The 18,566-nt window shown below is 58.9% G+C and carries 14 protein-coding genes; 7 read left to right on the top strand and 7 right to left on the bottom strand.

The window, feature by feature from the left end:
* Positions 1–699 precede the first annotated feature (699 nt).
* Positions 700–1,092 (top strand): GFA family protein, encoded by a 393-nt coding sequence (locus tag AC5SEM_RS13555; RefSeq protein ID WP_495473295.1) that lies wholly within the window; start codon positions 700–702, stop codon positions 1,090–1,092.
* Positions 1,093–1,236: 144 nt separating this feature from the next.
* On the opposite strand, the gene AC5SEM_RS13550 is transcribed toward AC5SEM_RS13555, so the two are convergent.
* Positions 1,237–2,067, bottom strand: coding sequence for an alpha/beta fold hydrolase (locus tag AC5SEM_RS13550; RefSeq protein ID WP_150774713.1), 831 nt, complete (start codon positions 2,065–2,067; stop codon positions 1,237–1,239).
* Positions 2,068–2,332: 265 nt separating this feature from the next.
* On the opposite strand from AC5SEM_RS13550, the gene AC5SEM_RS13545 reads away from it, so the two are divergent.
* From AC5SEM_RS13545 to AC5SEM_RS13530, 4 genes are read left to right on the top strand one after another with little or no spacing between them, the layout of a single operon-like run.
* Entirely contained in the window at positions 2,333–2,788 is a 456-nt protein-coding gene (locus AC5SEM_RS13545; RefSeq protein WP_003224136.1) for a (2Fe-2S)-binding protein, read from the top strand.
* A 22-nt stretch (positions 2,789–2,810) separates the two neighbouring features.
* Positions 2,811–4,973, top strand: coding sequence for a xanthine dehydrogenase family protein molybdopterin-binding subunit (locus AC5SEM_RS13540; protein WP_495473294.1), 2,163 nt, complete (start codon positions 2,811–2,813; stop codon positions 4,971–4,973).
* Position 4,974: 1 nt separating this feature from the next.
* Positions 4,975–5,553 carry a hypothetical protein gene (locus AC5SEM_RS13535; protein ID WP_016986541.1) on the top strand — a complete coding sequence of 193 codons (579 nt, stop codon included), beginning with the start codon at positions 4,975–4,977 and terminating at the stop codon, positions 5,551–5,553.
* A 55-nt stretch (positions 5,554–5,608) separates the two neighbouring features.
* Positions 5,609–6,574 carry a sensor domain-containing diguanylate cyclase gene (locus AC5SEM_RS13530; RefSeq protein WP_495473293.1) on the top strand — a complete coding sequence of 322 codons (966 nt, stop codon included), beginning with the start codon at positions 5,609–5,611 and terminating at the stop codon, positions 6,572–6,574.
* 840 nt (positions 6,575–7,414) lie between these two features.
* Here the strand turns inward: AC5SEM_RS13530 and fabI are convergent.
* The 6 genes from fabI to AC5SEM_RS13500 are packed head-to-tail and all read right to left on the bottom strand — an operon-like array spanning position 7,415 to position 15,610.
* Positions 7,415–8,209 (bottom strand): enoyl-ACP reductase FabI, encoded by a 795-nt coding sequence (gene fabI / locus AC5SEM_RS13525; protein ID WP_007910591.1) that lies wholly within the window; start codon positions 8,207–8,209, stop codon positions 7,415–7,417.
* A 19-nt stretch (positions 8,210–8,228) separates the two neighbouring features.
* Positions 8,229–9,839 carry an ABC transporter ATP-binding protein gene (locus tag AC5SEM_RS13520; protein ID WP_495473292.1) on the bottom strand — a complete coding sequence of 537 codons (1,611 nt, stop codon included), beginning with the start codon at positions 9,837–9,839 and terminating at the stop codon, positions 8,229–8,231.
* A 1-nt stretch (position 9,840) separates the two neighbouring features.
* The gene (locus tag AC5SEM_RS13515; RefSeq protein ID WP_093430714.1) at positions 9,841–10,860 is read right to left on the bottom strand and encodes an ABC transporter permease; all 1,020 of its coding nucleotides are present in this window, start codon (positions 10,858–10,860) and stop codon (positions 9,841–9,843) included.
* A 1-nt stretch (position 10,861) separates the two neighbouring features.
* On the bottom strand, positions 10,862–11,935 hold the full coding sequence (locus AC5SEM_RS13510; protein WP_007910584.1) for a microcin C ABC transporter permease YejB: 1,074 nt from the start codon (positions 11,933–11,935) through the stop codon (positions 10,862–10,864).
* Between the two features lie 4 nt (positions 11,936–11,939).
* A complete protein-coding gene (locus tag AC5SEM_RS13505; protein ID WP_495473291.1) occupies positions 11,940–13,781 on the bottom strand; it encodes an extracellular solute-binding protein in 1,842 nt (613 codons plus the stop codon).
* Positions 13,778–15,610 (bottom strand): extracellular solute-binding protein, encoded by a 1,833-nt coding sequence (locus AC5SEM_RS13500; RefSeq protein ID WP_495473290.1) that lies wholly within the window; start codon positions 15,608–15,610, stop codon positions 13,778–13,780. The genes AC5SEM_RS13505 and AC5SEM_RS13500 overlap by 4 nt, the downstream gene beginning before the upstream one ends.
* A 332-nt stretch (positions 15,611–15,942) precedes the next feature.
* Between AC5SEM_RS13500 and AC5SEM_RS13495 the strand changes: the two genes are divergently transcribed.
* A protein-coding gene (locus AC5SEM_RS13495; RefSeq protein ID WP_495471026.1) for an IS3 family transposase occupies positions 15,943–17,126 on the top strand; the annotation gives its coding sequence in 2 pieces (ribosomal slippage) (positions 15,943–16,207 and positions 16,207–17,126; 1,185 coding nt in all).
* Between the two features lie 261 nt (positions 17,127–17,387).
* Positions 17,388–18,529 (top strand): IS3 family transposase gene (locus tag AC5SEM_RS13490; protein WP_320413090.1). Its coding sequence is split into 2 segments (ribosomal slippage): positions 17,388–17,649 and positions 17,649–18,529, totalling 1,143 coding nucleotides; the frame shifts between segments, so codons are not numbered across the junction.
* Positions 18,530–18,566: the final 37 nt, after the last annotated feature.

The raw sequence follows: 18,566 nt of genomic DNA, 5'->3' as shown, positions 1-18,566 counted from the left end.
AAAGCCATACCTCAAAAAAAGGAGACAGCATCGACGGTGTCGCAACAACGACAATTTAAAGCGGGCTACCAAACCCGATCACTGTTTTGCAGTGACAGGCCAACGATATAGCCCGGCCCATAGCCGTGTAAGCCGGCGGATTCTGGCGTACGCGTAGGTAACGACGCAAGGTGTTGTAGGGAGGAGGGCGTAACGGTTTGTGTGCTTTAAACGTGATAACCGGATGACGTTTACACATGGGCAATGTCGGTTGGTGGCGGCTTTCGGTTTTGCGTGAGTCTGTGAGATTTTTCCCCCTCACCCCAGCCCTCTCCCCCAAGGGGGCGAGGGGGAAGGGAGCAGATCTCCATGTACTTCCAGGCCAGAGTTCGACTCGGTATCTCAAGTCGGTGCAACTTGCACATTCAGCGTCCCCCAAGGGGCGAGGGGGAAAGGGAGCCGATCTTTGTGCTCTTCAAACCTGAGTTCGACTCGGTATTTCAAGTCGGTGCAACTTGCACATTCAGCGTGGTCAGTTCCCTCTCCCCCAAGGGGCGAGGGGGAAAGGGAGCCGATCTTTGTGCTCTTCAAACCTGAGTTCGACTCGGTATTTCAAGTCGGTGCAACTTGCACATTCAGCGCGGTCAGTCCCCTCTACCTCTGGGAGAGGGTTAGGGTGAGGGCTGTCGGTAATTTCAAATTCTGAAGAGGAGGTGTGACATGAATCGATTGACTGGCGGTTGCCTGTGCGGCGATGTCCGTTTCGAAGTGACTGGTCAACCCTACCGCGTCGGCATCTGCCACTGCCTCGACTGCCGCAAACGTCACGGCACGCTCTTTCACACCTCGGCAATATTTCCCGAGGATGCGTTGAAGGTCACCGGCGAAACCCGCGACTACAACGGGCGCTTTTTCTGCCCGCGCTGCGGCTCTCCGGTGTACACGCGTTCGGAAGATGAAGTAGAGGTCAACGTCGGATCGCTCGATGAGCCTAATCAGTTCAAGCCCACCTACGAACTCTGGACCATCCGCCGCGAGTCGTGGTTACCGGCGCTGCCATTGGCTCACCACTACGAGCGTGATCGCGAAAGCACAAGTCGCACAGAGGAATAATGGACGTGAGCCCCATCACATCCCCCTTGTGGGAGCGAGCCTGCTCGCGAAAGCGGTGGGTCACTCAGCTCAAGTTCAACTGACAGATCGCATTCGCGAGCAGGCTCGCTCCCACAGGGGGGAAGTGTATGGCTGCCAATGATCTCAGCCGCGAATAAACGCCAGCAGATCCGCGTTGATCGTCTCGGCCTCCGTCGTCGGCATCCCGTGCGGGAACCCCGGATACGACTTCAGCGTGCCATTGGGCAGCAACTTCGCCGACAACGGCCCCGAATCCGCATACGGCACAATCTGATCATCCTCGCCATGCATCACCAGCACCGGCACCGTGACCTTCTTCAAGTCCTCGGTGAAATCGGTCTGCGAAAACGCGACGATCCCGTCGTAATGCGCCTTCGCCCCGCCAATCATCCCTTGCCGCCACCAGTTGGCAATAATCCCTTCCGATGGCGTGGCGCCCGGCCGGTTGTAGCCATAAAAAGGCCCCGTCGGAATATCCCGATAGAACTGCGCGCGATTCGCCGCCAGTTGCGCCTGAAAATCATCGAACACCGACTTCGGCAGACCACCCGGATTACTCTCGGTCTGCACCATCAACGGTGGTACCGCACTGATCAGCACACCTTTGGCGACGTTGGCCTGACCATGCCGGGCGATGTAATGAATCACCTCACCGCCACCGGTCGAGTGGCCGACATGCACAACGTTCTTCAGACCCAGATGATTGACCACCGCCAGCGTATCGTCGGCGTAATGGTCCATATCGTGGCCGTCCCAGACCTGGCTCGAACGCCCATGCCCACGTCGATCATGGGCAATCACCCGAAAGCCCTTGCCGAGAAAAAACAGCATCTGCGCATCCCAATCGTCCGAGCTGAGCGGCCAGCCGTGGTGAAAGTGGATCACCGGCGCGTCTTTCGGGCCCCAGTCCTTGTAGAAGATTTCGACGCCGTCTTTGCTGGTGACAAATCCCATGTTCGCGACTCCAGACCAATGTGATGGGTAACCCGCGCGGCAAGCGCGGACCGGTTTTGCTCATGATGGATTTCTGCTGCGCAGGCTCAGTGCGAGCCGTTATCAACTGTAGGATTAAAGTCGACATCTGTATGACCGGTGGTCGCAACGTCTGGCTTCATGCGCAAATTAGGCTTTGCTGAAAGGGATAAGCCGAGGCGCGCGTAGGCATTGATGGCCACAGCGACGCCCCTTCAGAACACCGTGAGTCTGAGGAATTTCCCCGATGCTGACCTTGAATATCAATGGCAAGGATCAGGAGCTCGATGTCCCCGCGGACATGCCGTTGCTCTGGGTCCTGCGCGATGTCGCGCACCTGACCGGTACCAAATTCGGCTGCGGCATGGCCCAGTGCGGGGCCTGCACCGTGCACGTTGACGGCGCGCCATTGCGCGCCTGCATCACCCCCGCAACAGCGGTGGCCCACGGCCAGAAAATCCTCACCATCGAAGGCCTGTCCACCGACGGTTCACACCCGGTGCAACAAGCCTGGGCCGAGCTCGACGTGGTGCAGTGCGGTTACTGCCAGTCGGGGCAGATCATGTCTGCGGCGGCACTGCTGGCGAAAATCCCCAAACCCACCGACAGCGATATCGATCAGGCGCTCTCCGGCAATATCTGCCGCTGCGGTACCTATCCCAGAATCCGCGCGGCTGTAAAACGTGCGTCGGAAATCGGCTGATGGCTTTTGTGGGAGATAGACGATGAACAGTCCTGTATCGCGTCGGGGTTTTCTCAAAGGCAGCGCCGTGTTGGGCGGCGGGCTGGTGGTGGCGTTTGTCGTCCCCGGCGGCCACAAGTTTGCCTATGCGGCCGAGAATGAAGGCAAGGTCTTTGCGCCGAATGCATTTTTGCGCATAGCGGCAGACAACAGCGTCACCGTGCTGCTCGGGCATTCGGAGATGGGGCAGGGCATCTGGACCGGCCTGACCATGCTGATTGCCGAGGAGCTGGACGCCGATTGGTCGAAAATCCGCGTTGAACACTCGCCAGCGTCAGCGGCGGATTACGGCATGCCGGGGTTTGGCGGCATGCAGATTACCGGCGGCTCGACGTCGACGTGGATGGAGTTCGACCGTTATCGGCTGGCAGGCGCGACCGCACGGCAGATGCTGGTCGAGGCGGCGGCGAAACGCTTTGAGGTGGCGCCATCGACGATTCGCACCGAATCGGGCGTGGTGATCGCCGGCGACAAACGTGCGACTTATGGTGAGTTAGCGGACGCCGCCGGGCAACTGCCGGTGCCGGATCCGAAGTCGATCACTTTCAAGGAGGCCAAGGACTGGAAGGTCATTGGCAAACCGACCAAACGCCTCGACACGCCGGAGAAAATCACCGGCCGCGCCAAGTTCGGCATGGATGTGCAGTTTGAAGGCCTGATGACCGCGATGGTCGCGCGCCCACCGGTATTCGGTGCCAGCGTTAAATCCTTCGAGGGTGCTGGGGCGCTGGCGGTGCCGGGCGTGCACAAAGTGCTGCAAGTGCCGACCGGTGTGGCGGTGATCGCTGATCATTACTGGGCGGCGAAACTGGGTCGCGATGCGCTGAAGATCGATTGGGATCTGGGCCCGCATGCCGATCTGAGCAGCGAAAAATTGCTGGCGAGTTTCCGCAAACTGGCCGCCACGCAAGGCACGTCGGCGAGTCAGGCCGGGGATGCCAAGGACAGTTTTGGTAAAGCGGCGAAGAAGATCGACGTCGAATACAGCGTGCCTTATCTGGCTCACGCGCCGATGGAGCCGCTCAACTGCACGGTGAAGATCAGCGCCGAGAAATGCGAAATCTGGACCGGCACGCAATTTCAGACGCTTGATCAAATGGTCGCCGGCAAGATCACCGGGCTGAAACCGGAGCAGGTCGAGATTCACACCGAGTTCCTCGGTGGCGGTTTCGGGCGCCGGGCCAACCCAACGTCAGACTTTGTCGCCGAAGCCGTGCAAGTGGCGAAAGCCGCCGCCATGCCGGTGAAAACCGTGTGGTCGCGTGAAGACGATATTCGCGGCGGTTATTACCGCTCGATGTTCCTCCATCAGGCGAAGATCGGTTTGGGCGCCGATGGTTTGCCGTCGAGTTGGCAACATGTGTTGGTCGGTCAGTCGATCATGACCGGCACGCTGATGGAGGCGACGATGGTCAAAAACGGCATCGACCCGACCTCGGTCGAAGGCGTTTCCGACAGCCCTTACGTCAAAGGCCTGGCCAATCATCAGGTCGATCTGCATTCGCCGCAAACCGGCATCAATGTGCTGTGGCTGCGCTCGGTGGGCCATAGCCACACCGGTTTCGTCATGGAATCGCTGATCGATGAAATGGCTACGGCGGCAGGAAAGGATCCGGTGGAGTACCGACGAACCTTGCTCAAGGATCATCCTCGGCATTTGGGCGTGCTCAATCTGGCGGTGGAAAAGGCTAACTGGAAAGCACCGTTGCCGGAAGGTCATGCGCTGGGCGTGGCGGTGCACGAGTCGTTCGGCAGTTATGTGGCGCAGGTTGCCGAGGTGTCGCAAGACAATCTGACGATTCGCGTGCACCGCGTGGTTTGTGCGGTGGACTGCGGGATCGCGGTGAATCCGCAGAGCATCGCCGCGCAGATGGAGTCGTGTATCACTTTCGGTCTGGGCATGGCGCTGCACAGCAAACTGACGCTCAAGGACGGCGCGGTCGTGCAGTCCAACTATCACGATTATCAGGTGCTGCGGCTTAACGAGATGCCGGTGGTCGAGGTGCATATTGTGCCGAGCAGCGACAAACCCGGCGGCATCGGCGAGGCCGGTGTGCCGCCGACCGCGCCAGCCGTGGCCAACGCGGTGTTTGCCCTGACCGGGCAGCGCCTGCGCGAGTTGCCGCTGCAACTGTCGGGGGTGTGAGATGAAACGACATCTAGTGTTGGGCACTGTGATTTTGCTGGGGCTGGGTGGTTATGCCTCGGACTTGTTTGCCGATGATCAAGAGGCGTTGAAGGCCTTCGGCACGGTGCAGAAAGTCTTCCAGAGTCCGCGTTGCCAGAACTGTCATATTCCCGGGGATTCGCCGTTGCAGTTCGACGCTGGCATCCCCCACGCGATGAACGTGGTGCGCGGTATGGACGGCAAGGGTGCGGCCGGTTTGCCCTGTGCAACCTGTCACGCGGAAAACAATCCGCCGGCCAGTTACGGCCCGCATGCACCACCAGGTGCGCCGCATTGGAGCCTGCCACCGGCGGCACACAAAATGGCCTGGATCGGCCTGCCGCCGGACAAGCTCTGCGCGATGATCAAGGATCGCTCGAGCAATGGTGATCGCGACTTCGCTGCGCTGATCAAACACGTCAGCGAAGACAAATTGGTGCTGTGGGGCTGGAATCCCGGAGCAGGGCGCGCGCCGGTGCCGGTGCCGCACGATATTTTTGTCGCGCAATTCAAACTCTGGGCCGATGCGGGCGGGCCTTGTCCGGTGGCGCAAATGTGAGCCATTGCCAAATTAGCGCTACGCTTGAAAGCATTGTTGCCAATGGAGTGTGCTGATGCTGGTTCCAGGAAAACCTGCGAATGAAACGGCGCGAGTTCAAGCGCTGCACGGTCTCGAACTGCTCGATTCCGCCCCTGAAGAGCGTTTCGACCGACTGACACGATTGGCGAAACGCCTGTTCAATGTGCCGATTGCACTGGTGACGCTGGTCGACACCAATCGGCAGTGGTTCAAGTCCTGTGTGGGCCTGGATGCCACTGAAACGCCCAGGGATGTTTCATTCTGCGGACACGCGATTTTGCAGAACGATCTGCTGTTGGTGCCGGACGCCCGCGAAGATGTGCGTTTCCATGACAACCCGCTGGTCACCGGCGCACCAAATATCCGCTTCTACGCCGGTTACCCCTTGACCGTGCCCAACGGCAATAAAATGGGCACGCTGTGCCTGATCGACACCAAACCCCGTGACCTCGACGAGGAAGAGCGCGCGTTGTTGCGTGATCTGGCCGAGATGGCCGAGCAAGAGCTGACCGCCGTGCAGATGGCGAGCATGGACGAGCTGACGCTGCTGTCCAACCGACGCGGCTTCAAGCAACTGGCCCAGCATGCGCTGGACGCCTGTGCACGGTTGGAGCGCCCGGCGACCTTGCTGTTTTTCGACCTCAATGACTTCAAGCAGATCAACGATCTGTATGGGCATGCCGAGGGTGACAGTGCGCTGAAGACTTTTGCTGATGTGCTGCGCATTGCCTTTCGCGAGAGCGATGTGGTCGGGCGTTTGGGTGGGGATGAGTTTGTCGCGCTGCTGACCGGCTCCAGCCATGTCGAAACCACGGCGATCATGGTGCGGCTCAAGGAAATCCTTGAAGAGCGCAACGCCACACTGCATCGCGGGTATGCGATTCGCTTCAGCGTGGGCCAGATTGAATATGATTCGAAACGCCATGAAACCGTGGATCGCTTGCTGGCGGATGCCGATGGCGCGATGTATGCGCATAAGCAGGCGTTGAAGGGTTGTTAGTGAATGCACCCCAGATCCCCAGTAGGAGCGAGCCTGCTCGCGATAGCGTCCGCACATTCAACATCTTCATTGCCTGACCTACCGCTATCGCGAGCAGGCTCACTCCTACAGGGGTGTCGGGTATTCACAAAATCCCGGTTCACCACAAACCCATGTGGGAGCGAGCCTGCTCGCGATGGCGTCCGGCCATTCAACATCTTCATTGCCTGACACACCGCTATCGCGAGCAGGCTCACTCCTACAGAGGTGTCGGGTGTTCTAAAAATCCCGGTTCACCACAAATCCATGTGGGAGCGAGCCTGCTCGCGATGGCGTCCGGCCATTCAACATCTTCATTGCCTGACACACCGCTATCGCGAGCAGGCTCGCTCCTACAGGGGTGTCGGGTATTCACAAAATCCCGGTTCACCACAAATCCATGTCGGAGCGAGCCTGCTCGCGATGGCGTCCGGTCAGGCAACATCTCTGTTGATACGCCGGCCTCTTCGCGAGCAGGCTCGCTCCTACAGGGGTGTCGGGTGTTCTCAAAATCCCGGTTCACCACAAATCCATGTGGGAGCGAGCTTGCTCGCGATGGCGTCCGGCCATTCAACATCTTCATTGCCTGACCCAGCGCTTTCGCGAGCAGGCTCACTCCTACAGAGGTGTCGGGTGATCTCAAAATCCCGGTTCACCACAAATCCATGTGGGAGCGAGCCTGCTCGCGATGGCGTCCGGTCAGGCAACATCTCTGTTGATATGCCGGCCTCTTCGCGAGCAGGCTCGCTCCCACAGGGGACAGTGTTGCAGGCATAAAAAAACCCGCCTGAAGAGGCGGGTTTTTTATGGGCTAAGCGAAGATCACTCTTCGATGTTGCCCATGGCGGTGGTGTTGAAGCCGCCGTCTACATACATGATTTCGCCGCTGATGCCCGACGCCAGGTCGGAGCACAGGAAGGCGCCGGCGTTGCCGACTTCGTCGATGGTGACGTTGCGACGCAGCGGGGTTTGCGCTTCGTTGGCGGCCAGCATTTTGCGGAAGTTCTTGATGCCCGAGGCTGCCAGGGTACGGATCGGGCCAGCCGATACGCAGTTGACGCGGGTGCCGTCCGGGCCCAGGGAGCCGGCCAGGTAACGCACGCCAGCTTCCAGCGAAGCCTTGGCCATGCCCATTACGTTGTAGTTAGGCATGGTGCGCTCGGCGCCCAGGTACGACAGGGTCAGCAGGCTGCCGTTGCGGCCTTTCATCATTTCGCGGCCGGCTTTGGCCAGGGCCACGAAGCTGTAGGCGCTGATGTCGTGAGCGATGCGGAAACCGTCACGGGTGGTGGCTTCGGTGAAGTCGCCGTCCAGTTGGTCGCCCGGAGCGAAGCCAACGGAGTGAACGATGCAGTCCAGGCCGTCCCACTTCTTGCTCAGTGCTTCGAAGACCTTGGCGATTTCTTCATCGCTGGCCACGTCGCACGGGAAGCACAGCTCAGGGCTCGAACCCCAGCCTTGGGCGAATTCTTCAACACGACCTTTCAGTTTGTCGTTCTGATAAGTGAAGGCAAGCTCAGCGCCCTCGCGATGCATGGCGGCAGCGATGCCGGATGCGATGGACAGCTTGCTGGCGACACCGACGATCAGTACGCGCTTACCGGCGAGAAAACCCATGTGTTGCTCCTCTTTCAGGTTATTGCGCAGTGGCTGGTGCCAAAAAAGCGGCTTCCAGCAACTGCTGTGTATACGGATGTTGGGGGGCGGCAAAAATACTTTGCGCGTCTCCCTGTTCGACCACTTGGCCATGCTTGACCACCATCAACTGGTGGCTCAGCGCTTTGACGACAGCCAGGTCATGGCTGATAAACAAATACGTCAGGTTGTACTTGGCTTGCAGTGAACGCAACAGCTCCACCACTTGCCGCTGCACCGTTCGGTCGAGCGCGGATGTCGGCTCGTCCAGCAGGATCAGCGCCGGTTTCAGCACCAAAGCCCGGGCAATGGCGATTCGTTGCCGTTGCCCACCGGAAAATTCGTGGGGGTAGCGGTGCCGGGTTTCCGGATCCAGACCTACCTCCTTCAATGCCGCAATAATCGCCGCTTCTTGCTCCTCGGCGGTGCCCATCTTGTGAATCCGCAGGCCTTCGCCAACGATGTCGCTGACACACATGCGCGGGCTCAGGCTGCCAAACGGGTCCTGAAACACCACCTGCATCTGCCGACGCAACGGGCGAACCTCGTTCTGCGTCAGGCAGTCTAGCTGCTTGCCTTGAAAGCGGATCGCGCCTTTGCTGCCAATCAGGCGCAAAATCGCCAGACCCAGCGTGGATTTGCCGGAACCGCTTTCTCCCACGATCCCCAGGGTCTGACCCTGCGGCAGGCTGAAATTGATGCCGTCCACTGCCTTCACGTAATCCACCGTGCGTTTGAGCAGGCCTTTCTTGATCGGGAACCAGACTTTCAGGTCCTCGACCTCAAGCAGCGGCGCGCCGATTTTATTGCTCGCCGGGCCTCCGCTGGGCTCCGCGCCGAGCAATTCCCGAGTGTACGGATGCTGCGGCGAACGGAACAGCTCTGCGCACGATGCCTGTTCGACGATGCAACCGCGCTGCATGACACATACGCGATGCGCAATTCTTCGCACCAGGTTCAAATCGTGACTGATCAGTAACAGCGACATGCCCAATCGGGCCTGCAATTGCTTGAGCAAATCGAGAATTTTCAGCTGAACGGTCACGTCCAGCGCGGTGGTCGGCTCGTCGGCAATCAGCAGTTCAGGCTCGTTGGCCAGGGCCATGGCGATCATCACCCGTTGGCGCTGGCCGCCGGACAATTCATGGGGCAGGGCCTTGAGGCGCTTGTGCGGCTCGGGGATGCCGACCATCTCCAGCAGCTCCAGCGTGCGCTTGGTCGCGACTTTGCCGGTCAGGCCCTTGTGGATGCCGAGCACTTCGTTGATCTGCTTCTCGATCGAGTGCAGCGGGTTCAGCGAGGTCATCGGCTCCTGAAAGATCATCGCGATGCGGTTGCCGCGAATGTGACGGATGGTCTTCTCGCTCAGCTCCAGCAGATTTTGCCCGGCGTAATTGATGCTGCCGGCCGGATGGCGGGCCATCGGATAGGGCAGCAGGCGCAGGATCGAATGCGCGGTCACCGATTTGCCCGAGCCGGATTCGCCCACCAGTGCGAGGGTTTCGCCACGCTTGATGTCGAAACTCACGCCCTCGACGACGCGGTGCACGCGCTCGCCGAAACCGAATTCGACGGCGAGGTCGCGCACTTCGATCAGATTGTCCTGATTCATTTCACTTCCTCGGGTCGAAGGCATCGCGAGCGGACTCGCCGATAAACACCAGCAAACTCAACATCAAGGCGAGCACAGCAAAGGCACTCATGCCCAGCCACGGCGCTTGCAGGTTGGATTTGCCCTGAGCGACCAGTTCACCCAGCGACGGACTGCCGGCCGGCAAGCCGAAACCGAGGAAGTCCAGCGCGGTGAGGGTGCCGATGGCGCCGGTGAGGATGAACGGCATGAAGGTCATGGTCGAGACCATCGCGTTGGGCAGAATATGGCGGAACATGATCGCGCCGTTCTGCATGCCCAGCGCCCGCGCGGCGCGCACGTATTCAAGGTTGCGACCCCGGAGGAACTCGGCGCGCACCACGTCTACCAGACTCATCCACGAGAACAGCAGCATGATCCCCAGCAGCCACCAGAAATTCGGCTGGACGAAACTGGCGAGAATGATCAGCAGATACAGCACCGGCAGCCCCGACCAGATCTCCAGAAAACGCTGCCCGGCCAGATCGACCCAGCCGCCATAAAAGCCCTGCAACGCGCCGGCAATCACGCCGATGATCGAACTCAACACGGTCAGTGTCAGCGCGAACAGCACGGAAATGCGGAAACCGTAAATCACCCGCGCCAGCACATCGCGACCCTGATCGTCAGTGCCGAGCAGGTTGTCCGCCGACGGTGGCGCTGGCGCCGGGACTTTCAGGTCGTAGTTGATGCTCTGATAGCTGTAGGGAATCGGCGCCCACAACACCCACGCATCCTTGGCCTTGAGCAGTTCGCGGATGTACGGGCTCTTGTAGTTGGCTTCCAGCGGGAATTCGCCGCCGAAGGTGGTTTCCGGGTAGCGCTTGATCGCTGGGAAGTACCAGTTGTTGTCGTAATGCACCACCAGCGGCTTGTCGTTGGCGATCAGTTCGGCGCCGAGGCTCAGGCCGAACAGCACCAGAAACAGCCACAGCGACCACCAGCCACGCTTGTTGGCTTTGAACAGTTCGAAGCGGCGGCGGTTGAGAGGGGACAGGTTCATCTCAATGCTCCCGGCTTTCGAAGTCGATGCGCGGATCGACCAGGGTGTAAGTGAGGTCGCCGATCAGTTTCACCACCAGCCCGAGCAGGGTGAAGATGAACAGGGTGCCGAACACCACCGGGTAATCGCGGTTGATCGCTGCTTCGAAACTCATCAGCCCGAGGCCGTCGAGGGAGAAAATCACTTCCACCAGCAACGAGCCGGTGAAGAAGATCCCAATGAACGCCGACGGGAATCCGGCAATCACCAGCAGCATGGCGTTGCGGAACACGTGACCGTAGAGCACGCGATGGCGGGTCAGGCCTTTGGCCTTGGCGGTGACCACGTACTGCTTGTTGATTTCGTCGAGGAAGCTGTTTTTGGTCAGTAGGGTCATGGTCGCGAAGTTACCGATCACCAGCGCGGTCACCGGCAATGCCAAGTGCCAGAAGTAATCGAGAATCTTGCCGCCGAAACTCAGTTCATCGAAGTTGTTCGAGGTCAGGCCGCGCAACGGGAACCAGTCGAGATAACTGCCGCCGGCAAACACCACGATCAGCAGGATCGCAAAGAGGAACGCCGGGATCGCATAGCCGACGATGATCGCCGAACTGGTCCACACGTCGAAGTGGCTGCCGTGTCGCGTGGCCTTGGCGATCCCCAGCGGGATCGACACCAGGTACATGATCAGCGTGCTCCACAGCCCCAGCGAGATCGATACCGGCATCTTTTCCTTGATCAGGTCGATGACCTTGGCGTCGCGGAAAAAACTGTCGCCGAAATCCAGCTGCGCGTAGTTCTTGACCATGATCCACAGGCGTTCCGGGGCCGACTTGTCGAACCCGTACATGTGCTCGATTTCCTTGATCAGCGCCGGGTCCAGCCCTTGCGCGCCGCGATACGACGAGCCGGCCACCGACACTTCGGCGCCACCGCCGGCAATGCGGCTGGTGGCGCCTTCGAAGCCTTCGAGCTTGGCGATCATCTGTTCCACCGGGCCACCGGGAGCGGCCTGGATGATCACGAAGTTGATCAGCAGGATGCCGAACAGCGTCGGGATGATCAGCAGCAGTCGCCGAAAAATATACGCCAGCATCTGATTACTCCGTGCCCACAGGGTCGGCTTGCAGTTTGGTTTCGACTTCTATCGCCGGTTTTGCGTTCGGCTTGACCCACCAGGTGTTAATCCCGATGTCGTACTTGGGCGAGACTTTCGGGTGACCGATGTGATTCCAGTACGCCACGCGCCAGGTCTTGATGTGCCAGTTGGGGATCACGTAGTAACCCCATTGCAGCACACGATCCAGCGCACGGGCATGGGCCACCAGGCTTTTGCGCGAGTCGGCGTTGATCAGGTTCTCGACCAGTTGATCGACGATCGGATCCTTCAAGCCCATGGTGTTGCGGCTGCTCGGTTTATCGGCGGCGGCACTCATCCAGTATTCGCGCTGTTCGTTGCCCGGCGAGTTGGACTGCGGGAAGCTGCCGACCATCAAGTCGAAATCACGCGAACGCACGCGGTTGATGTACTGCGAAACGTCGACGCGGCGGATTACCAGATCAATACCGAGGTCGCTGAGGTTACGTTTGAACGGCAGCAGTACGCGTTCGAATTCGGTCTGCGCGAGCAGGAACTCGATCACTACGGGTTTGCCGGTGGCGTCGACCATTTTGTCGTCGACGATCTTCCAGCCGGCCTCCTGCAGCAGTTGATAGGCCTCGCGCTGCTGGGCGCGGGTCATGCCGCTGGCGTCGGTCTTGGGATTGTCGAACGCTTCACTGAACACTTGCGCCGGCAGTTTGCTGCGGAACGGCTCGAGGATCGCTCGTTGATCGGCATCGGGGAGGCCAGTGGCGGCCATTTCCGAGTTTTCGAAATAGCTGCGAGTGCGGAAATAGGCGCCGTTGAACAGCTGCTTATTGGTCCACTCGAAATCGAACAGCAGACCCAGCGCCTGACGCACGCGCGCGTCCTGGAACAGTGGGCGGCGCAGGTTGAAAACGAAACCCTGCATGCCGGTCGGGTTGCTGTTGGCGATCTGTTCCTTGATCAAGCGACCTTCGGTGACCGCCGGAATGTTGTAGGCGTTAGCCCAGTTCTTCGCGGTCATTTCCAGCCAGTAATCGAACTGCCCGGCCTTCAGTGCTTCGAGGGCGACGGTGTTGTCGCGGTAGTAATCGGTGGTCATGGTGTCGAAATTGTAGAAGCCACGATTGACCGGCAAGTCCTTGCCCCAGTAATCCTTGACTCGCTCGTAGCGCACCGAGCGCCCGGCCTTTACTTCGGCGACCTTGTACGGGCCGCTACCGAGCGGGATCTCCAGATTGCCTTTGCTGAAGTCGCGATCAGCCCACCAGTGTTTTGGCAGCACCGGCAACTGGCCGAGGATCAGCGGCAACTCGCGGTTGTTGCTGTGCTTGAACTTGAACAGCACTTTCAGCGGATCTTCGGCGATCACTTCGGACACGTCGCTGTAGTAACCGCGAAACAGCGGCGAGCCTTCCTTGGTCAGCGTATTGAAGCTGAACACCACGTCGTCGGCGCGCACCGGGTGGCCGTCATGGAAACGTGCTTCGGGGCGCAGGTAGAAACGCACCCAGCTGTTGTCCGGGGCTTTTTCGATTTTGCCGGCGATCAGGCCGTATTCGGTGAACGGCTCGTCGAGGCTGTGCTTGGTCAGGGTGTCGTAGATCTGCCCGATGTCATCGGCCGGCACGCCTTTGCTGATAAACGGGTTGAGGCTGTCGAAGCCGCCGAAACCGGCCTGACGGAACACGCCGCCCTTGGGCGCATCGGGATTCACGTAATCGAACTGCTTGAAATCGGCCGGGTATTTCGGCGGCTCGTTGTACAGGGTCACGGCGTGTTGCGGGGCGGCAAAGGCCAGCCCGGCGAACAGCAAGCCGCTGGCCTGGACGAGCAGGGCGCGGATCGGTTTCATTGATCTTTCTCCGAAGACTTCAGCCACCATGCGCTCAGGCCCAGGGTGTAGGGCGGCGTGGTGACGAAGGCCAACCGGTTGCGGTAGGCCAGACGGTGATAATTGAGGTACCAGTTGGGAATGCTGTAGTGCTGCCAGAGCAGCACGCGGTCGAGCGCTTTGCCGGCGGCGACCTGCTCGTCGCGGGTGCGCGCGGCGAGCAATTGTTCGAGCAGGTGATCAACCACCGGATTGGCGATGCCGGCGTAATTCTTGCTGCCCTTGACGTTCACCTGACTGGAGTGGAAGTACTGCCACTGCTCAAGGCCCGGGCTTAAGGTCTGGTTGAGCGTCATCGAGATCATGTCGAAATCAAATTGATCGAGGCGCTGTTTGTACTGCGCTCGATCCACGGTGCGCAGGCGCGCGTCGATGCCGATGCTGTTGAGGTTCTCGATGTAGGGCTGGTACAGGCGCTCGAGGTTCGGATTGACCAGCAGCAGCTCGAAGCGCAGCGGTTGGCCATCAGCGTTTTGCAGGCGCTGACCGTTGAGTTTCCAGCCGGCCTCGGCGAGCAATGCCAACGCCTTGCGCATGGTTTCCCGGGGAATGCCGCGACCGTCGGTTTTTGGCAGGGTGAACGGCTCGGTGAACAGCTTGGCCGGCAGTTGTTCCTTGTACGGCTTGAGCATCAGCCATTCCCCCCCGACCGGCAGGCCGGAGGTTGTGAATTCACTGTTGGGGTAGTAACTGCTGGTGCGCTTGTAGGCATCGCTGAACAGTGCGCGGTTGGTCCACTCGAAGTCGAACATCAGGCCCAGCGCTTCGCGGGTCTTCACATCGGCGAAGGTGGCGCGGCGGGTGTTCATGAACAGACCCTGACTCTGGGTCGGGATCTGATGCGGAATCTGCGCCTTGATCACATCGCCACGGCGTATCGCGGGGAAGTTGTAGCCATTGGCCCAGTTCTTCGCCTGATGCTCGATGTAGATGTCGAACTCGCCAGCCTTGAACGCTTCGAAGGCGACATCGCTGTCGCGGTAGAACTCGACTTCCATGCGATCAAAATTGTACTTGCCGCGATTGACCGCCAGGTCCTTGCCCCAGTAATCCTTGACCCTCTCGAAGATCAGCTGGCGGCCCGGCGTCACCGAAGTGATGCGATAGGGGCCGCTGCCCAGTGGCGGTTCGAAAGTGGTGGCTTTGAAGTCGCGGTCTTTCCAGTAATGCTGCGGCAGCACCGGCAATTCGCCGAGGCGCAGGATCAACAGCGGATTGCCCGAGCGCTTGAGCACGAAGCGAATGCGCTGTTTGTTGAGAATGTCGACGCGCAGCACTTCCTGCAACGCAGTGCGGTACAGCGGATGACCGTCCTTGAGCAGCGTTCGATAGGAGAACGCTACGTCATAAGCGGTGATCGGTGTGCCATCGTGAAAACGCGCTTCCGGGCGCAGATTGAACACCACCCAGCTGCGATCTTCGCTGTACTCCACCGATTGCGCGATCAAGCCGTAACTCGACGCCGGCTCGTCTCCGGACGGCGAATACTGGCCGGTACCGACCATCAACGGCTCGTTCAGCTCATTGATGCCGTACTGGAGGAAATTCGCCGTGGTCACCGGGCTGGTGCCCTTGAACGTGTACGGATTGACCGTATCGAAGGTGCCGAACGCCATCACCCGCAACGTACCGCCCTTGGGCGCTTGCGGGTTGACCCAGTCGAAGTGGGTAAATCTGGCCGGGTACTTGAGCGTGCCGAACTGCGCATAACCGTGACTTTCGGTAATCGTCGCGCTTGCGGTTGAGCTCAAGGCCAGGCTGATCAGGAGCAGGAGGAGGGGACGCTTCAAGTCAGATCCGATCCAGGCGGCTTGGGCTTTGTGGGCCGTACAGTAACAGCTTGTCTGGACAGGAAAAAGATGCGGGTTAATGCAGGGTTAATCGTTTGCGCGAAGAGCCCCTCACCCTAACCCTCTCCCGGAGGGAGAGGGGACTGACCGTGGTGTTTGCGAGAGCTGCGCCGACGTGCGATACCGAGTCGAACTCACGTTTTGAAAAGCCCCTCACCCTAACCCTCTCCCGGAGGGAGAGGGGACTGATCGCGGTGTTTTGGAGGGTTGCAGTGGTCTAATTTCCCCAGACACCCCGATAGGTGGAAAATACATCTATCGAGGAGTTATTCATGACTAAAAAACGCAGGGCATTCGACGACAGCTTCAAGCTGCAAGTCGTGAAGATGATCAAGGATCAGGGACTGACCGTTGTGCAGGTTTGCCAAGATCTGAACATTGGTGAGACAGCCGTTCGACGCTGGGTGCAGCAATACGAGGCAGAGCAACTGGGGCAGGCCGGAATCGGCAAGCCATTGACGGCGGAACAGCAGCGCATCCGGCAATTGGAACAAGAAAATCGGCAGCTCAAGATGGATAACGACATCTTAAAAAAGGCTACCGCCTTCTTTGCCCGCGAGCTGAAGTAAGGTATCGACTGGTTCGGCAGCTGCAACAGAAGGCTTACTCAGTGGCACATGTCTGTCGGTTGCTGAGCATTAGTCGTTCAGGCTTCTATGAGTTTCAGAAGCGTGCCGATGCGCCTGTTCGGCAGAGTTGTCCTGTTCTTGTGCAACTCAAGGCGTCTTTCGCCGAGAGTGGAGGCTGCTACGGCAGCCGCCCTTTGCGCGACGCTTTGCGCGGTAAAGGCATGCTTGTCGGGCTGTATAAAATCCGTCGATTGATGCGGGCTAACGGACTGCGTTCAGCCTGGAAGCGCAAGTTTGTACACACAACCGATAGTAATCATGACCTGCCGATTGCAGAGAATGTACTGAACAGAAAATTTGATCCAGTAGCGCCAAACAAGGCCTGGGTAGCCGACATCACCTATATCCGCACCCGCAGTGGCTGGTTGTATCTGGCCGTAGTATTGGACTTGTTCTCGCGCAAGATAGTGGGCTGGTCGATGGCTCCGAACATGCCGGCAGAGCTGGTGTGCACCGCGATGCAACTGGCTATCGCGCAGCGTCAACCGCCACCAGGCTTGATTGCCCACTCAGATCGGGGCAGTCAATACGCAAGTGCAACTTACAGAGAGTTACTGGCAAGAAACGACATGCAGCAGAGCATGAGCCGTAAAGGTAATTGCTGGGACAATGCGGTGATGGAACGCTTCTTCCTGAGTTTGAAAATGGAGCGGGTATGGCGACGTGACTACGCCAACCATGCTGAAGCGATCCGCGACATCACCGAGTACATCGTTGGGTTTTATAACAACGAACGGCTGCACTCGAAACTGGGATATCTGCCACCGACCGTCTATGAGCGGGCGATGGCGTCAGAACCACCTATCGAGGTGTCCGGAATTAGTTGACCACTGCAGGTTGCGCCGACGTGCGATACCGAGTTGAACTCACGTTTGAAAAGCCCCTCACCCTAACCCTCTCCCGGGGGGAGAGGGGACTGATCGCGGTGTTTTGGAGGGTTGTGCCGACGTGCGATACCGAGTCGAACTCGGATTTTGAACAGCACGGAGATCGGCTCCCTTTCCCCCCTCGCCCCCTTGGGTGATCTGGCTTAATGATTCTGGACACCCCTAAAGGGCGTTAATCTACGCCCAACGACGAGGTGTGATTTGACCAGACGATATTTTTCGACAGATTTCAAACGGGATGCGGCTTGCCTGGTTTTGGATAAAGACTATTCGGTGAGTGAAGCCTGCGAAGCAATGGGCGTGGGCCCTACAGCTCTGCGTCGCTGGGTTGAGCAACTGCGTGCGGAGCGCAGTGGCAAGACGCCTGAGAAGTCCAAGGCCATGACCGTTGACCAACAACGCATCCAGGAGCTGGAAGCAACAATTCGACGGATTGAGCGCGAGAAGGAAATTTTAAAAAAGGCTACAGCTCTCTTGATGTCGGATTCCCTCGATCGGTAAGGCTGGTCGAGGAGTTAAGCGAGCAATATCCAAGATCCGAGTTGTGTGGCGTGTTTGGTATCAACCGCAGCAGTTATTACGAGCGTCTGAAACAGCGGGCGAAAGTGCATGTCGGGCGCGATCGCCTAAAGATCAAGGCTGCCGAATTACATGAGCAAAGTCGCGGCTCAATGGGCGCGCGCAGCCTGTCAAAAGCGCTGTGTAACGAAAAAGAGTCGGTAGGTCGTTACATGGCTCGTAGCCTGATGCGCGAGCTCGGTTTGAAGAGCCAGCAACGGCGCAGGCATCGGTACAAACCCAGCGGTGCGGAGGCGCAATACGCCCCCAATCATTTGGAGCGTAAATTCAAAGTCGAGGCCCCCAATCGAGTGTGGTGTGGCGACGTGACTTACATTTGGGCCGGTACTTACTGGGTTTATCTGGCTGCTGTACTTGATCTGCATGCCCGCCGCATCGTCGGCTGGGCGATGTCCAGAAGTCCGGATTCAGCTCTGACCTGTCGAGCGTTAAAGATGGCTTTCGAGTCGCGAGGACGCCCTGAAAACCTAATGTTCCATTCGGATCAGGGCTGTCATTACAGCAGTAAAGTGTTTCGTGAAACGCTGGCGGACATGCGCATAAAACAAAGCATGAGTCGACGAGGAAACTGCTGGGACAACGCCCCGATGGAGCGTTTCTTTGGCAGTTTGAAATCTGAATGGATACCCAAGGCTGGCTACCGAAACGAAGATGAGGCCAGTACCGATGTATTGCGCTACCTGACCCATTATTACAATCGGATCAGGCTGCACAGTCACAATGGCTACCGAACTCCGGTGGACATGGAGGCCCTGGCGGCATGAAAAAGGGTAAAACCCTATAACCGTGTCCAGTATCGTT

Source organism: Pseudomonas sp. CH61, assembly GCF_059429415.1.
Note: the sequence above shows the minus strand (reverse complement) of the source record. Positions and strands in the feature narration are given on the sequence as shown.

Bases quoted from the DNA above. Each gene is read 5' to 3' on its own strand.
- fabI (WP_007910591.1), bottom strand. From the start codon at position 8,209: ATGGGTTTTCTCGCCGGTAAGCGCGTACTGATCGTCGGTGTCGCCAGC.
- AC5SEM_RS13545 (WP_003224136.1), top strand. From the start codon at position 2,333: ATGCTGACCTTGAATATCAATGGCAAGGATCAGGAGCTCGATGTCCCC.
- AC5SEM_RS13520 (WP_495473292.1), bottom strand. From the start codon at position 9,839: ATGAATCAGGACAATCTGATCGAAGTGCGCGACCTCGCCGTCGAATTC.
- AC5SEM_RS13535 (WP_016986541.1), top strand. From the start codon at position 4,975: ATGAAACGACATCTAGTGTTGGGCACTGTGATTTTGCTGGGGCTGGGT.
- AC5SEM_RS13505 (WP_495473291.1), bottom strand. From the start codon at position 13,781: ATGAAACCGATCCGCGCCCTGCTCGTCCAGGCCAGCGGCTTGCTGTTC.
- AC5SEM_RS13510 (WP_007910584.1), bottom strand. From the start codon at position 11,935: ATGCTGGCGTATATTTTTCGGCGACTGCTGCTGATCATCCCGACGCTG.
- AC5SEM_RS13540 (WP_495473294.1), top strand. From the start codon at position 2,811: ATGAACAGTCCTGTATCGCGTCGGGGTTTTCTCAAAGGCAGCGCCGTG.
- AC5SEM_RS13515 (WP_093430714.1), bottom strand. From the start codon at position 10,860: ATGAACCTGTCCCCTCTCAACCGCCGCCGCTTCGAACTGTTCAAAGCC.
- AC5SEM_RS13550 (WP_150774713.1), bottom strand. From the start codon at position 2,067: ATGGGATTTGTCACCAGCAAAGACGGCGTCGAAATCTTCTACAAGGAC.
- AC5SEM_RS13530 (WP_495473293.1), top strand. From the start codon at position 5,609: ATGCTGGTTCCAGGAAAACCTGCGAATGAAACGGCGCGAGTTCAAGCG.
- AC5SEM_RS13555 (WP_495473295.1), top strand. From the start codon at position 700: ATGAATCGATTGACTGGCGGTTGCCTGTGCGGCGATGTCCGTTTCGAA.